Below are 14,206 nucleotides of genomic sequence, written 5' to 3' on the forward strand. Positions count from 1 at the left end.
CGTCGTTCCCCGGGTTCGGCCCGCTTCGTACCTACAGTGGCGAGGTGACTACGCCTGCCGAGGACCAGCGCGACCACGTGATGGCGCGCGCGTCCGCGCTCCGCCGCGAGCTTCGTGCGGGTCTGGCGCAGCTGCCGGACCAGGCGGACGACGAACGCACGCAGACGCTCGACGCCTTGGTCGAGCGGGCGGAGGCGCTGCTGCGCACCGAGAAAGAGGTCGACGTCGCCGTCGAGCAGGTGCGGCTCGCCCGGCTGGAAGCGAAGCGCGGGAAGGTGCAGCGGACGACGTTGTACCTGGCGGTCGCGCCGGTCGCGGTCGGGATGGTGAGCGGGGCGATGATGCTGTTCGGCGCGCTCAACGTGATCTGGTTGCTGCTCGCGTTGCCGCTGCTGGGCGCCGGTCTGCGGATCGCGTTCGGGCCGCTCGGGCCGACGCCGTTGATGGTCAACCGGCGGCAGCGCGCTGCGTACAGCGGGGCGCTCGCCGCGATCTTCACCGCGGTCGCGCTCATCGGGGTCGCGCCGACTGCTCAGCTGATCGTGGTCATCCTGGCCGCGCTCACCACGGTGGCGACCGTGGCGTTCCTCGTGCGGGAGGCGCGGTGACCTACTCCGAGTACTACCGCGACACCGAGTACTACCCGGCCGAGGAAGTCCCGGAGGCCGATCCGGAACTCGTTGCCCTCACCGACACGGTCGGCGGTATGCAAGAGACCGTCGAGGATCTGGAAAACCGCACTGTCCGCGAGCTTTCCGAACTGCGCGAGACGGTCGAGTCCTTCACCGAAACGCACTCCCGGCACGAAACCCGGCTGGACCACACGGCCCGCCAGCTCGAACGGCTCCGGCAGCGGCTGCTGGTGCTCGAACGCGCGGTGCGGGTGTCGGAGAAGGTCCCGGTGGTCGACCTGGAGGACGTCGGCCCGCAGATACGGCGGCTCGCCGCGGAGGCGGAGCGGCGGCACAGCCTCGCCGCGCAGCTGCTCACGCCGAGCCAGCGCCGACCGTACGAAGAGGACGTCGCGCGGCTGCCGAAGGCGCGGGAAGCGTTGGCGCAGAGCGAAGAAGCGCTCATCGCGGTGCTGGAAGTGCTGGCGAAAGCCGAACGCGGCACGCCGGAACGGGACGACGCGGAGGCGCGACTGCCCGAGGTGGTCGCGCGGCGGCGCGGTGTCCTGGATCGTCAGCTGCCCGCCGCGCAGCAGGATGCCGAAGCGGCGCACCAGGTTCTGGCCGCGGACGAGGTGACGCGGACCCGGGTGCTGCCGCAGATCGAGAAGTGCGAACGGGATTGGGAGGAGCTGCATTCGCGGCTGCGCGAGCGGATCACCGACGCGATCGGGTCGAGCGCGCTGCTGCCGGTGTGGTTCACGCACGCGTTCGGAGTCGCGCCGCCGTCCGGTGCGGCAGGGGACAAGTGGATCCGGGCAGCGACGTCCGCGCTGGCCTACCGGGTGACGCACGGCGTGGTCGATCCCGCGCTGCCGCTGGGGGAGCCGCCGCCGTCGGACACCGACTGGACCGAACCGAAATGGTCCTGGCGCGCGCGGCTGGAGCACGACATCGAGGAACTGGACCTCGGCGTGGACTAACGCGGTTCCTCCGGGGTGTCGTCCGAGGCCGGGACGAGTTCTCGCTGCATCCAGGTGACGTCGCGCCAGGCACCGTGTTTCCAGCCGATCCGCCGCCAAGTCCCGATGAGTTCGAAGCCCATTGCCTTGTGCAGCCCGACGCTCGGCTCGTTCGGCTGGGTCATCCCGGCGACGGCCATCCGGAAGCCGCGTTCGGCGAGCCGGGCGAAAAGGGCTTCGTACAAGGCTTTTCCGCCACCCGCGCGTCGGCGGTCCTGCGCCAGGTAGACACTCACCTCGCACGACCAACGGTAAGCCGCGCGCTCCTTGTACGGGCTGCCGTACGCGTATCCGACCACTGAGCCGTCCATTTCCAGCACCAGCCACGCGTACGACTTCGTCGCCTTCGCGATGCGCGCGGCCATTTCCGTCGGCGTCGGCGGTTCGGTCTCGAAGCTGATCGTGGTGTCCCGGACGTACGGCGCGTAGATCGCCGCGCACGCCTCGGCGTCCCGTTCTTCGGCAGCTCGGATCAACATGTCCACGATAGTAGACACAATCCGCTGCTATAGTCGACCACTGTGACCGATCCCCTCTCCGTTTCGCTCGCCGCGGCGGTGCGCGAAGCTCGGCAGGACCGTGCGCTGTCCGCTGGCGTGCTCGCCGAACGTTCCGGAGTTTCCCGTGCCATGATCGGGAAAATCGAACGCGGCGAAGCGCAGCCGACGGCCGTCCTGCTGAGCCGGCTCGCCACCGCGCTCGGGCTGACGCTGTCCGAACTCATCGCCCGCGCGGAGGGCGACGACCGCCGTCTCGCGCGTCGCGAAGACCAGCCGACCTGGCAGGATCCGGTCACCGGCTACGTGCGCCGCGCGGTCTCGCCACCCGGGCACGGCGCGACCGAATTGGTGGAAGTCGAGCTGCCGCCCGGTGCGAAAGCCGGGTTTCCGGCCAGTTCCTACGCCTTCGCCGAGCACCAGGTCTGGGTGCTGTCCGGCCAGTTGCGGTTCCACGAAGGCGAAGTCGTGCACGAACTTGCCGAGGGCGACTGTCTTCAGCTGGGCCGTCCGGTCGATTGCGCCTACGAGAACCCTGGAACCCAGCCGTGCCGCTATCTGGTGGTGCTCACCAAAGTGTGACTCAGTTCACGCCGGAATTGTCTGATTACCGGGGTCTCCCGCCCGGACATGATGCGACCGCACCAGCATCCGGGAGGAGAAGCAAGTGGGTTCGTGGCGCGAATTGGGAGCGCATTTCAGCACCGCGGTCGTGCTGGCCGGCGGCGTGCTCGTCGGCGCGGTCAACATCTATGTGGCGGCCAGCCTTTTGCCGACCGCGGTCGCCGACATCGGCGGGGAGCGGCTCTACGCGTGGAACATGACGGCGTTCCTGGTCGCGCAGGTCGTCGCGACGATGTTCGTCAGCCGGGCGCTCGCGCGGCTCGGCAACGCGGCGGCGTACTACCTCGGGTTCGGCGTTTTCGCCGCGGGCTCGGTGGTGTGCGCGGTTAGCCCGGCGATGCCGGTGCTGCTGGCTGGTCGCGGAGTACAGGGTCTGGGGGCCGGATTGCTGACCGGACTCGGGTTCGCGGTGATTCATTCGGCGCTGCCGCACCATTTGTGGGCGCGGGGGAGCGCGTTGATCTCCGCGATGTTCGGCGTCGGCAACCTCGTCGGTCCGGCGCTCGGCGGGTTGTTCGCGCAATTCGGTTCGTGGCGGGTGGCTTTTGTCGTGCTGGCCGTCGCAGCTGTGGTGATCGCGGCGCTGGTGCCGCGGGCGCTTCCGCGCAGTGAACGGAGCGGTGAGTCGGCCCCGGTGCCGACCTTCGCGCTGGTGGCCGTCGTGGGTGCGGTCGGGGCGGTGAGCGTCGCCGGAATCTTGACCAACGTCGTCGCGATGGCCGCGTTCATCGTGCTCGGTTTCGGTTTCATCGCAGCGTTTCTGCTGGTCGAGAAGCGCGCCGCGGTTCGGGTGCTGCCCGCGGAAACCTACGCATCCGGCTCGCCGCTGCGGTGGATCTACCTGACCATCATGTGTCTCGCCGCCGGGGTCTCGGTCGAGTCGTTCCTGCCGTTGTTCGGCCAGCACCTCGGCGGATTGCCGCCTGCCGCAGCGGGTTTCTTCTCCGCCGCGCTGTCCTTCGGCTGGTCCGCCGGGCAGATCGTCAGCTCGTCGGCCCGTCGCGTCCGGGTGCTCTGCCTGGCCGGACCGACGCTGCTGGCTGGCGCGTTCGTCGTACTTGCCTTGCTGCAACAGGAAAACGCCTCGGTACTGGCGTGGCTGGTCGTCCTTTTCGTCGGCGGCACCGGGATCGGTATCGCCATGCCGCACCTGTCGGTCGCCGCGATGGCCAGCGGTCAGCGAGCAGCGGCCGCGATCGCGACCGTGCTCACGATGGCGACCGCGTTCGGCGCCTCGATCGCCGGTCTGCTGGTGAACCTCGGCGCGCCGTCGATGGTGACCTCCGCGCGCTACCTGCTGATCGGCTTCGCCGTCGTGGCCGCGGCGGGGATTTTCACGACAGCTGCGGCAGGCGTTGGTGCACGTCGAGCAGCTGCGCGAACGGATCTCCCGCCTTCGCCACGCGATCGAGCACCGTCCGGATCGTCCACCGATCCGGAGTGAGGTCGGGGTCGTCGAGTTCGTCCCACTCCAGCGGGACGGACACCGGCGCCCCCGGCCTCGGCCGCACGCTGTACGGCGCGACGAGGGTTTTGTTCAGCACGTTCTGCGTGTAGTCGAGCCGCGCGAGCCCGCCGCGGCGGTCCTTGTGCCACGCCCAGCTCACCAGGTCCGGCACGATCTTGCCGATCGACTTCGACACGGTTTCCGCCCACGCCCGGGTGTCGGCGTACGTGTACCGCGGTTCGATCGGCACCCAGATCTGGATCCCGCGCTGCCCGGTCGTCTTCGGCCGCCCGATCAGCCCGAAGTGGTCGAGCGCGGTGCGGTGCAGCCGGGCGAGCGCGAGCACGTCGTCGAACGACGTTTCCGAACCGGGGTCGATGTCGAACAGCAGCCAGGTCGGATGCTCGACGTCGGACGTGCGCGACGTCCAGGCGTGCAGTTCCAGTGCGGCGAAATTGGCCAGCCAGGCCAGGTCCGCGACGCCCGACGGCACGAGATAGTGGTGCACGTCGCCGGGGTCGGCCCCTTCGTAATTCCAGCGGTGCAGCCATTCCGGCGCGTGGTCGGGCACTTCCTTGTGCCAGAACCCGGGTTTGCCGACCCCGCCGGGGAACCGGTTGGTGTTGAGCGCGCGGCCGGCGAGGTAGGGGAGCATCGTCGGCGCGATCCGGGTGTAGTACTCGATCAGTTCCCGTTTGGTGATCGGCGCTTCGCCGTCGCGGCCGGGGATCAGCGTCTTGTCGAGATTGGTGACCTTCAACTGCCGGCCGGCGACCGTCCACGTGCCCTGCTTGCCCAGCTCGTGCAGTGCGTTGAGTTCGTCCTCCGACGCTGGCTCGAACATCGCGTGCAACGGCACTTCCGCTTCGGTCGCGGGCAGATCGCTGCGCCACAACGCCGGGGGAGCGGCCGCGATCTCGTCGTTGGTGAGCCCGCTTTTCACCGACTTCGGATGGTCCTCGGCGTCCCAGCCCGGGCTGGCGTGGTCGTCCTGCTTGTGCAGCAGAAACCACTGCTTCCCGTCGTCGTCCTTCTTGGGGCGGATCAGCACGAAGCGCCCGGCCAGCTTCTCGCCGTACAGGTCGAAGTGCAGGTTCCCGTCCGCGAGCGCCTGCTCGGGATCGTCGGTGTCGACCGGCTCCCAGCGTCCGCGGTCCCACACGATCACGTCGCCGCCGCCGTACTCGCCGCGCGGGATCACCCCCTCGAAATCGGCGTACTCCAGCGGATGGTCCTCGACGTGCACGGCCATCCGCCGCGCCTTCGGGTCGAGCGTCGGCCCCTTCGGCACCGCCCAGCTGACCAGCACGCCGCCCAGCTCGAGCCGGAAGTCGTAGTGCTTCCGCCGCGCCCGATGCCGCTGGACGACGAACCGGTAGCCAGGTTCCTGCGGGGCGTTCGCGCCGGCCGGCTCGTCGGTCTTCGCGAAGTTGCGCATCGCGCGGTACTTCGCCAGCCTCTCGGCGGCGCCGTCCATCAGCTAGCCCCTCCCGTCAGCAGGTCGGTGGCTCCTCCGTGCAGGAGCTGCTGTCGACCGTTCCGGAAGCCGCTTGCAACAGCAAGTTGTAGAGCTGCTCACGCTGGTCGGGATCGAGCGCCGCGAACACCTCGTCCTCGACGGCCGCGAGCGCCGCCTCGGCCCGGGCCAGCTCCTTCGCCCCCCGATCGGTGAGCACGACGACGTGCCGCCTGCGGTCCTCCGGCGAACGCCGCCGCTCGATCAGCTGGTCGGCCTCGAGGTCGTTGAGCAGGCCGACGACGTTGGTGCTGTCCATCTCGAGGATCCGCGCGAGGGACTGCTGGGTGCTGGAACCGCGAGTCTGGAGGACGGTCAGCGCGATCAAGTGCCGAGGCCGCAGCCCGAACGGAGCGAGCACGCTCTCCGCACGCAGCCGGATGCGGCGCGCGAAGTGCTCGAGCAACGCACCAGACCTGCGCGGAGCCTGGGCGACGAGCGGCAGCGGAGCCATGGTGTCCATTCTACGAGACAGCCGGGGTAGCTGCCGTGCTATAAATGGTTTGTCCTACACAAACCATCTACGGACGGTCATCGACATGGCACACCTGCTGCACCTCGACTCCAGCATCAACGGCCCCCGCTCGGTCAGCCGCAAACTCAGCGCCCGGGCCGCCCAGGCGTGGCGAACCGCCCATCCAGACGGGACGGTGACCTACCGAGATCTGGGCGCGAACCCAGTGCCGCACCTGGACCCCCTGGCCTGGGAAGCCCGAATCACCCCCGCGACGGAACACACCGAAGCCCACCGCGAAGCCGCCCGAATCGGCGAAGACTTGGTAGCGGAAGTACTGGCCGCGGACACCGTGGTGCTGGGCCTGCCGCTCTACAACTACGGAGCCCCCAGCTCAGTGAAAGCCTGGGTAGACCGCCTGATCGCCTCTGCAGGCGACGACCCGTCAGTGCTGGGGGCCGGCCGAGAACTCCTGGTCCTGGCAAGTCGCGGCGGAGGCTACGGAGAAGGCACCCCACGCCACGGCTGGGACCACGCAGAAGGCTGGCTCCCGCACGGCCTCTCCCTGACCGGCTTGGAACCGCGCTTCATCACCGCGGAATTCACCATGGCGGAGGTCAACCCCGCCCTGTCCGAATTCCGCCCGCACGCCGCGGAAAGCCTGGCCGCAGCAGAACGAGAAATCGACGCCCTCTGGACCCCCGCCGGCGCCACCCGCTGACCCCTCAATATGTGAAGGCTCCCTTGAGGAACTCAAGGATCCCTTCATAACCCACCCGGATACGCCAGCCTTGCCGTGAGGGGAACCCTCACGGACTCTGAGTCCCTCAGGGTTCCCCTCACGACCCTCCCGCCGGACGTGAAGGGCTCCTTGAGGGAATCTAATTCCCTCAAGGAGCCCTTCACGGACCGCTCCCCGCCGACCCCGCCGAGATCCCCCAATGTGGCATTGGGTGCGTCTGACGCACCGAACGCCACATTGGGTGCGTCGCATGCACCCAATGCCACATTGGGGCGCTCCCCGCTACCCGCACGCCGCTCCGCTCAACGCACTGACACCCGAGTCGCGCAAAAAACCGCAGCCAGTGCACCCAAACACCGGGGGCACCCAGACCTTCCCCAACCCCGATACGAAGCCTCTCTGCGGTTCGGGGGTGCTTGTCAAGGCATCTTTCCCGCCTTGACAAGCACCCCCGAACCGTCAGCACAATCAACCTTCGGGGTGCCCCACGCAACCCAAGGAACGGCAATGTCGCCCCCCAGGGCGACGAGCCGAAACCCCACCGGAAGAACTCAAACCACATCCCCCCGCCGAACCCGATAAACCTGCAGCCTCAACCCGTAATACTTGACCGTCTCCCCCACCCACTGCATCCCAATCCGCTCCGCAGTAGCGATAGCCCGGGAATTCCCCGGCCGGGCAACCGCGAACAACTCATCCGTCCCGTCCTGGGAAAACGCCCACTCCACCAACGCCCGCCCAGCCTCGGTCGCGTACCCGTGCCCCCACTCCTCAGGCCGCAACTGCCAGCTCAACTCCAAATCCTCCCGATAAGGAGGCAGCAACCGAATCCCCAGCCCCCCGACGACCCGGCCATCGGCCCGCGTCTCCACCGCCCACCGTCCCCGGGGCGGGATCAAATTGGGCTGCGCCTCCTGCCAGGCCTGCAACACGGCCCGCATCGCGGCGACGTCCGCGACCCGGTCCATCGCGGGAGTCAGCCAATGCGTCACGTCAGCGGAGCCGTAGATCTGAAACGCGGCTTCGGCGTCGTCAGCCGTCCAGTCCCGGATCACGAGACGTTCGGTGGTCAGCGGCAGGGTCATGTACGAACGGTACGCCCGTTCCACCCGGTCCGGGCAGGTGATCCAGGACGCATCGAAGGCTCTTGTCCGCCAAGGACTCCGCCCGATATGGCGGCGCGTTAAACTGCGCCGGTGGAGATCTGGGTGAACCCGCGTTGTTCCAAATGCCGCTCGGCGGTGTCGCTGCTCGACGAGGCCGGCGCGGAGTACACCGTGCGCCGCTACCTGGAGGACCCGCCGACCGAGGCGGAACTCGTCGCGGTGCTCGACCGGCTCGGCCTCGACCCGTGGGACATCACCCGCACCGGCGAGAAAATCGCCGGTGAACTCGGGCTGAAATCCTGGTCGCGGACGCCGGAGGACCGTCCACGGTGGATCGCCGCGCTCGCCGAGCACCCGGAGCTGATCCAGCGCCCGATCATCACCGCCGACGACGGCACCACGGTCGTCGCCCGCGACGAGGACACCGTCCGCTCCGTGCTCAGCTGACCGCGACCGCGATCAGCGCGGCCGCCAGCAGCACCACATACGCGACGGCGTGCACCTTGTCCGGCAACCGGTCGGCGACCCGCCGGACGAGCGCGATCGTCGGCAGCGAACCGGCCAGCAGCGTCAGGCCCGCGACGGGATCGAGATACCCGGACGGTCCGCCGCCCGCCGTCGCGTAAACCGCCGTCGCGACGACCGCGACGGGCACGCTGAGCGGATTCGCCATCGCGGCCGCGTCCGCCATCGGCAGGCCCTTGCGGCGCAGCAACGGCACTGTCATAACGCTGCCGCCTACCCCGAGAAAGCTCGCCACCGCACCGATCCCGACCCCGCCCGCGGTAGTCGTGAACATGCTCAACGGCTTGGGTTCTCCTTGCGGTTTAAGGAATCCGCCGCGCGCCAGACTGTCCACAATGGTCACCGCCAGGTAAGCGAGGAACAGGACGCGCAACAGTCCGTCCCCGGCATAGGTCGCGGCCACCGAACCCGCCACGGCACCGAGAGCGACGAACGCGGCGAGCGGCCAGAGGTAGTCGCGACGGAGCCGTCCGGCCCGGGCTTGCACGACGGTCGCGCTGACCGCGTTCACCACCATCACCGCGGTGGACGTCGCGACGGCGACATGCATCGCGTCGCCGCGGCTCGTGACCGCCGCGACCACCGGCACGGTGACGAATCCGCCGCCGAACCCGAACAGCACGGTCGTGACGCCGCTGAGGCAGCCGAAGAGCAGAAGAATCAGGATCGAGGTCAACACTGGCTTCAAGGTAGGTCTTGCCAGGTGCGGCGCGCATCCGAAGATTCGCCAGGTTCTTTCGAGGATCGGACATCTACGCTGGAGGCATGCGCAACGTCCCGTTGTCCGAGGTCGACGCCCTGCCGCGGGCCGTGCTCGCGATCAGCACGGACTACCCGCCGGAGCACTTCCTGCCGCCGCATCGCCATCGCCGCGCGCAATTCCTCTACGGTGCCACCGGTTCCATGCGTGTCGGGACGGCAGACGGAACCTGGACCGTCCCAACGCGACGCGCGGTGCTCATTCCGCCGGAGACCGACCACAGCGTCGTGATGACGAACGTGACCACGCGCAGTCTGTATCTGGAACCGTCCGCCGTGCCGTGGTTCCCGCGCCGCTGCCAGGCCGTCGACGTCTCGCCCCTGCTGCGGGAACTGCTGCGGGAAGCTGTGGACGTCGCGCCCGAATACCCTCGCCGCGGCCGTGATGCGACGCTGATTTCCCTTCTGCTGCATGAAATCTCCCGCTGCGTGCCCTTGCCGCTCGACCTCCCGTGGCCGCGGCACGAGGGCTTGCGCGCCCTGTGTCAGTCCTTTTCGGACTCCCCAGATGTGCACGATCCGCCCGCGCGCTGGGCCGAGGAGTTGCATGTCAGCGAACGGACGCTGCACCGGCTCTTCCGCGCCGAAACGGGCCTGAGCTTCGCCCGCTGGCGGGAGCGGGCCTGTGTGCTGCACGCGCTCCCGCTGCTGGCTTCGGACCTTCCGGTCGCCGAGGTCGCCGCCACCCTCGGATACGAAAGCCCCGCCGCCTTCACGACGATGTTCAGCCGCCTGCTCGGCGCCCCGCCGCGGTCCTATCGGGAGCAGTGACCCGGATCTCATAGGACGCAATCTGATTGTGCACAATTCAGTTGTACAGTTGGCATCGTCCGGAACTTTCTCTGAGGAGGACCCCATGACTGCCACTGTCGTTCTGGTGCACGGCGCGTTCGCGGATTCGTCCAGCTGGAACGGGGTGACCGAGCGGCTTCAGGCGGCCGGGCACCGGGTGCTCGCCGCGGCGAACCCGCTGCGCGGAGTCGCCGAAGACGCCGCCTACGTGCGGTCTTTGCTGGACAGCATCGAGGGCCCGATCGTCCTGGCCGGCCACTCCTACGGCGGCTCGGTGATCTCGGCCGCCGCGGCGGGCCATCCCGGGGTACGGGCGCTGGTGTACATCGCCGGTTTCCTTCCGGACGAGGGCGAAAGTGCCGGTGAGCTGGCCGGGAAGTTCCCCGGCGGGACGCTGGGGGAGACGTTGGAGCAGGTCGCCCTGTCGAACGGCGTCGACCTCTATGTCCGGCAGGACCTGTTCCGCCAGCAGTTCGCAGCCGACGTCCCGGCCGCGCAGGCCGGCCTGATGGCAGCGGGCCAGCGCCCGATCGCCGCGGCGGCCCTGGACGAGGCCTCGCCCGCTCCGGCGTGGAAGGACTTGCCGGTGTACAGCCTGATCCCGACCGCGGACAAGAACATCCCGCCGGCGGCGCAGCGTTTCATGGCGGAACGCGCGGAGGCGGAGGTGGTCGAGGTGGCGGACGCTTCGCACGCGGTGCTGGTTTCGCAGCCGGAGGCGGTCGCGGAGCTGATCCTGCGCGCTGCCGCCCAGTGATCTTGACGCGGTGCGGCTCGTCCGCTCCGGGCTCGACCGCGGCCATTGACCTGGTCAGCGGGTTGATTGTGCGGCGTCTGGGGAGCCTGCCGGTCCCGTTGTGCGGACTCGTCATGCCCGAGGCGGTCTTTCGCCGTTCACACCGTCGGTACGGCAGTTACCATCGGCGGCCATGAGTACCTCAGGGGGTCCACAGGAGCAGCCGGGCACGCCGCAGGAACCGGGCGCGGTCCCGCCGGGATGGCAGGCGCCTCCGCCGGGCGCCGGGCACCAGCCGGGCTATCCGCAACAGCCCGGGCAGGCTCCGCAGTACGGGCAGCAGCAGTATCCGGGCCAGCCCGCGCCGGGCGCGTACCCGGGCCAGGCCGGGCAACCGGGGCAGTACCCGGGGCAGCCTGGGCAGTACGCGGGGCAGCCGGGCCAGCCGGGCCAGTACCCGGGCCAAGCGGCCTACCCGGGCCAGCAGGGTTATCCCGCACAACCGCCGGGCTATCCCGCGCCGCAGCCGGGCTACCCTGCCCAGCCGCCCGGAGCCGGGTACGCCGCACCCCAGTCCGGCCCTGGTTTCCTGCCCCAGAACCAGCCGCTCACCACTCCGGGGCTCGGCGCCATCCCGGTGGTTCTCGGCGCCATCCTCGAGGTCGTCGCCCTCTTCATCCCCTGGGTCACGTTCACCTTGGGCTCGCAAACGGCCTCGGTCACCTTCATCGACGCCTTCGGCAAGATGACGTCCGGCATGGACAGCTTCGCCGCGATGTACGTGCGGTTCCTCGCGTTCATCCTGATCGCCGCGACGCTGGGATCCACTCTCCCGTGGACGCTCGGCGCGCTGCGCGGCAAGAAGTCCGCCTACTGGCTGAGCGGGATCCGCAGCCGCGAACTGACGCCGCCGAACTTCTGGTGGTACCGCACCGTCTTCGCGGGCCGGGCCACCCTCATGCTGATCTTCCACATCGCGGGCATCGTCGCGATGTTCTCCGAGGATCTGTCGAAGATCGGTCTCGGCGCGTATTTGCTCCTCCTCGGCGGCGTGCTCGTGGTCGTCGGCGCGGCGATCGGGCCGAAGCTCACCGCTGCCCGCTGACGGCGCGGATGACCGGGTTCTGACAAATGTCATCGCGCACCGATGCGCGGTGACACTACGGCTCGCTTGCCCGTCCCGACCACCATGGACGGGCAAGCGGCGCCGGATCCTCCGGGCCGATCCACCGGTCCGGAAAGGACAGTCATGAACTCCCGCACCGCAACGGTTTCCGCATCTCCCCGCGTCCGGGCGGTCCGCGTTCTCACCGGGGCTTATCTGGCGCTGAGCGTGCTCACCCTCGGCGCGATTTTCCTCTTCCGCGACGACCCGTCGATGGTCACCGACGTCGTCTGGGTCCGGGCCACGATCGTGGCGGCCAGCGCGCTCCTGACGTTCCTGTTCGCGAGAAGCGCGGCCCGCGGCTCGAAACGGGGGCTGCTGCGGCTCCGGATCGTCTCGGCGGTGATGACGGTCGCCATCATCGTCATCGTGTCGATTCCGGGGTTCCTGCCGCTGTGGGTCCGGCTTGAGCAGGGCGTCTGCGGGGCGCTGCTGCTGGCGGTGGTCGTCCTGGTCAACGGACGGCACGTGCGTTCGCTGTACTCCGAGTAGCGTGCCGGACGTGGACCGCGGCCCCGATTCCGACGCGCAGCGCTGGGTGCTGGGCTGGCGCAGGCTCGTGCTGGACGCCGGCCTCCTGGTGTATCCGCTGATCGTCCTCGTCCAGGTAGCGGACCGGCCGGCGGCGGTGGTGGCGTTGCTGGGGTTCTGCGCGTGCTACATCGGGGCGGCCGTCGCCGCTTACGAGTACCGGAGCCGTGTTTTCTGGATCCTGACCGGCGCGTTGACGGTGCTGTTCGCCGTCGTCCTGCCGATCGCCCAGGCGAACGCGTTTTACCTGCTCGCGGTGGTGGTTTCGCTCGCGGTGCCGCGGTTGCCACGGTGGGGGGTGGCAATCGTGCCGGTCGCCGCGGCGGCGACTGTGGTGGTGCCGTGGGCGGTCTGGCGGGCGGACCCGGGGTGGGCGCAGGCCGCGGCGCTGGTGTTCACCGTGCTGGTGGTCGTCGCGTTCGCGGAGGCGTTGCGGGCGAACCGGGCGCTGGTGCAGGCGCGGGCGGAGGTGCAGCGGTTGGCCGCCGATGCGGAACGTTCGCGGATTTCGCGGGATTTGCACGATCTTTTAGGCCATTCGCTCACCGCGATCACGGTGAAGAGCAATCTCGCCCGGCGGCTCGCGGCCAAGGGGGATGAGCGAGTGGTCGAGGAGATCGGGCAGGTTGAGCAGTTGTCGCGGCAGGCATTGGCGGACGTGCGGGCGGCGGTTTCCGGGTATCGGGAAGTGACGCTGGCCGGGGAGCTGGCGAGGGGGCGGGAATTGTTGCGGGCGGCCGGGATCAGTGCGGATTTGCCTACCGCGGCGGATGGCCCGCATCAGGAGTTGTTCGGCTGGGTGGTTCGGGAGGGGCTGACTAACGTGGTGCGGCATTCTCGGGCTACTGCTTGTTCGGTGATTGTTTCCGGGGCTTCGGTGGAGATTCGGGACGATGGGATTGGTTCCGCCGCGGGTCCGGGAAATGGGTTGTCCGGGTTGCGGGATCGGGTGGCGGCCGCCGGCGGGCGGATGGAGGCGGGGCCGGTTCGGCCTCGGGGGTGGCGGTTGCGGGTGACTGTGGCGTGACTATTCGGTTGCTGCTCGCGGATGATCAGGTTTTGGTGCGGCAGGCGTTGGGGACCCTGCTTGATCTTGAGGACGATTTCGTGGTGGTCGCGCAGGTGGGGCGCGGGGATGAGGTGGTGGGGGCCGCGCTTGAGCATCGGCCGGATGTGGCGTTGCTGGATATCGAGATGCCCGGGTTGGACGGGTTGGCCGCGGCCGCGGTTTTGGCGGAGCAGGTGCCGGGGTGCCGGGTGGTGGTTTTGACGACGTTCGGGCGGGCCGGGTATTTGCGGCGGGCGATGGAGGCTGGGGCGCTGGGGTTTGTGGTCAAGGACGCGCCCGCGGAGGCGTTGGGGGACGCTATCCGGCGGGTGATGGCGGGGGAGCGGGTGGTGGATCCGGCGCTGGCGGTGGCGACTTTGGCTGCGGGGGAATCGCCGTTGACTGCTCGGGAGAGGGATGTGTTGATCGCGGCGCGGGGTGGCGGGTCGGTGGCGGAGATTGCCGGGAGTTTGTATTTGTCGGTGGGGACTGTGCGGAATTATTTGTCTGGGGCTATTGCGAAGACTGGGGCCCGGAATCGGATGGGGGCGGTTCGGGTGGCTGAGGAGAGGGGGTGGTTGTGAGGGTGTTCGGCTCGTCGCCCTGGCGGGCGACATTGCTTTTGGTGGGT

17 protein-coding genes are annotated in these 14,206 nt (G+C 69.1%); 12 read left to right on the forward strand and 5 right to left on the reverse strand.

Features of this window, described 5'->3' with window-relative positions; translation table 11 throughout:
* Nucleotides 1–44 precede the first annotated feature (44 nt).
* On the forward strand, nt 45–608 hold the full coding sequence (locus SSMG_RS05245; protein ID WP_158687990.1) for a hypothetical protein: 564 nt from the start codon (nt 45–47) through the stop codon (nt 606–608).
* On the forward strand, nt 605–1,594 hold the full coding sequence (locus SSMG_RS42240; protein WP_050788117.1) for a hypothetical protein: 990 nt from the start codon (nt 605–607) through the stop codon (nt 1,592–1,594). The genes SSMG_RS05245 and SSMG_RS42240 overlap by 4 nt, the downstream gene beginning before the upstream one ends.
* Here the strand turns inward: SSMG_RS42240 and SSMG_RS05255 are convergent.
* On the reverse strand, nt 1,591–2,112 hold the full coding sequence (locus SSMG_RS05255) for an arsinothricin resistance N-acetyltransferase ArsN1 family B (protein ID WP_199785805.1): 522 nt from the start codon (nt 2,110–2,112) through the stop codon (nt 1,591–1,593). The two genes, SSMG_RS42240 and SSMG_RS05255, sit on opposite strands and share 4 nt — an antisense overlap.
* A 42-nt stretch (nt 2,113–2,154) precedes the next feature.
* Here SSMG_RS05255 and SSMG_RS05260 point away from each other — a divergent pair, with 42 nt between their 5' ends.
* Together SSMG_RS05260 and SSMG_RS05265 are read left to right on the forward strand one after the other, a co-directional pair.
* Nucleotides 2,155–2,712: a helix-turn-helix domain-containing protein gene (locus SSMG_RS05260; protein ID WP_009073489.1), complete on the forward strand. Its 558-nt coding sequence runs from the start codon at nt 2,155–2,157 to the stop codon at nt 2,710–2,712.
* An 85-nt stretch (nt 2,713–2,797) separates the two neighbouring features.
* Nucleotides 2,798–4,198: an MFS transporter gene (locus tag SSMG_RS05265; RefSeq protein ID WP_009073491.1), complete on the forward strand. Its 1,401-nt coding sequence runs from the start codon at nt 2,798–2,800 to the stop codon at nt 4,196–4,198.
* Here SSMG_RS05265 and SSMG_RS05270 read toward each other — a convergent pair.
* Together SSMG_RS05270 and SSMG_RS05275 are read right to left on the reverse strand one after the other, a co-directional pair.
* Complete coding sequence (locus tag SSMG_RS05270; protein WP_009073493.1) at nt 4,089–5,678, reverse strand: DNA polymerase domain-containing protein; 1,590 nt, start codon at nt 5,676–5,678, stop codon at nt 4,089–4,091. The genes SSMG_RS05265 and SSMG_RS05270 overlap by 110 nt on opposite strands.
* A gap of 16 nt (nt 5,679–5,694) precedes the next feature.
* Nucleotides 5,695–6,171, reverse strand: a complete 477-nt coding sequence (locus SSMG_RS05275; protein WP_037712629.1) for a MarR family winged helix-turn-helix transcriptional regulator — start codon at nt 6,169–6,171, stop codon at nt 5,695–5,697.
* A gap of 85 nt (nt 6,172–6,256) precedes the next feature.
* Here SSMG_RS05275 and SSMG_RS05280 point away from each other — a divergent pair, with 85 nt between their 5' ends.
* Nucleotides 6,257–6,892 carry an FMN-dependent NADH-azoreductase gene (locus SSMG_RS05280; RefSeq protein WP_009073497.1) on the forward strand — a complete coding sequence of 212 codons (636 nt, stop codon included), beginning with the start codon at nt 6,257–6,259 and terminating at the stop codon, nt 6,890–6,892.
* 572 nt (nt 6,893–7,464) lie between these two features.
* Here SSMG_RS05280 and SSMG_RS05285 read toward each other — a convergent pair.
* A complete protein-coding gene (locus SSMG_RS05285; RefSeq protein WP_037712631.1) occupies nt 7,465–7,998 on the reverse strand; it encodes a GNAT family N-acetyltransferase in 534 nt (177 codons plus the stop codon).
* 111 nt (nt 7,999–8,109) lie between these two features.
* On the opposite strand from SSMG_RS05285, the gene SSMG_RS05290 reads away from it, so the two are divergent.
* Nucleotides 8,110–8,466 (forward strand): ArsC/Spx/MgsR family protein, encoded by a 357-nt coding sequence (locus SSMG_RS05290; protein WP_009073502.1) that lies wholly within the window; start codon nt 8,110–8,112, stop codon nt 8,464–8,466.
* On the opposite strand, the gene SSMG_RS05295 is transcribed toward SSMG_RS05290, so the two are convergent.
* Nucleotides 8,459–9,223 carry a sulfite exporter TauE/SafE family protein gene (locus tag SSMG_RS05295; protein WP_037712634.1) on the reverse strand — a complete coding sequence of 255 codons (765 nt, stop codon included), beginning with the start codon at nt 9,221–9,223 and terminating at the stop codon, nt 8,459–8,461. The genes SSMG_RS05290 and SSMG_RS05295 overlap by 8 nt on opposite strands.
* 86 nt (nt 9,224–9,309) lie before the next feature.
* On the opposite strand from SSMG_RS05295, the gene SSMG_RS05300 reads away from it, so the two are divergent.
* The 6 genes from SSMG_RS05300 (at nt 9,310) to SSMG_RS05325 (ending at nt 14,159) form a co-directional block, all read left to right on the forward strand.
* On the forward strand, nt 9,310–10,074 hold the full coding sequence (locus SSMG_RS05300) for a helix-turn-helix transcriptional regulator (RefSeq protein ID WP_009073506.1): 765 nt from the start codon (nt 9,310–9,312) through the stop codon (nt 10,072–10,074).
* A gap of 85 nt (nt 10,075–10,159) precedes the next feature.
* A complete protein-coding gene (locus tag SSMG_RS05305; RefSeq protein ID WP_009073508.1) occupies nt 10,160–10,852 on the forward strand; it encodes an alpha/beta fold hydrolase in 693 nt (230 codons plus the stop codon).
* A gap of 172 nt (nt 10,853–11,024) precedes the next feature.
* Nucleotides 11,025–11,936 carry a hypothetical protein gene (locus SSMG_RS44620; RefSeq protein WP_009073510.1) on the forward strand — a complete coding sequence of 304 codons (912 nt, stop codon included), beginning with the start codon at nt 11,025–11,027 and terminating at the stop codon, nt 11,934–11,936.
* Between the two features lie 144 nt (nt 11,937–12,080).
* On the forward strand, nt 12,081–12,488 hold the full coding sequence (locus SSMG_RS05315; RefSeq protein ID WP_037712637.1) for a hypothetical protein: 408 nt from the start codon (nt 12,081–12,083) through the stop codon (nt 12,486–12,488).
* Between the two features lie 10 nt (nt 12,489–12,498).
* Nucleotides 12,499–13,554, forward strand: a complete 1,056-nt coding sequence (locus SSMG_RS05320) for a sensor histidine kinase (protein WP_199785806.1) — start codon at nt 12,499–12,501, stop codon at nt 13,552–13,554.
* On the forward strand, nt 13,551–14,159 hold the full coding sequence (locus tag SSMG_RS05325) for a response regulator transcription factor (protein ID WP_009073515.1): 609 nt from the start codon (nt 13,551–13,553) through the stop codon (nt 14,157–14,159). The genes SSMG_RS05320 and SSMG_RS05325 overlap by 4 nt, the downstream gene beginning before the upstream one ends.
* The last annotated feature ends 47 nt before the right edge of the window (nt 14,160–14,206 follow it).

Origin of the sequence: Streptomyces sp. AA4 (assembly GCF_000158875.1) — a bacterium.
GTDB lineage: Bacteria > Actinomycetota > Actinomycetes > Mycobacteriales > Pseudonocardiaceae > Amycolatopsis.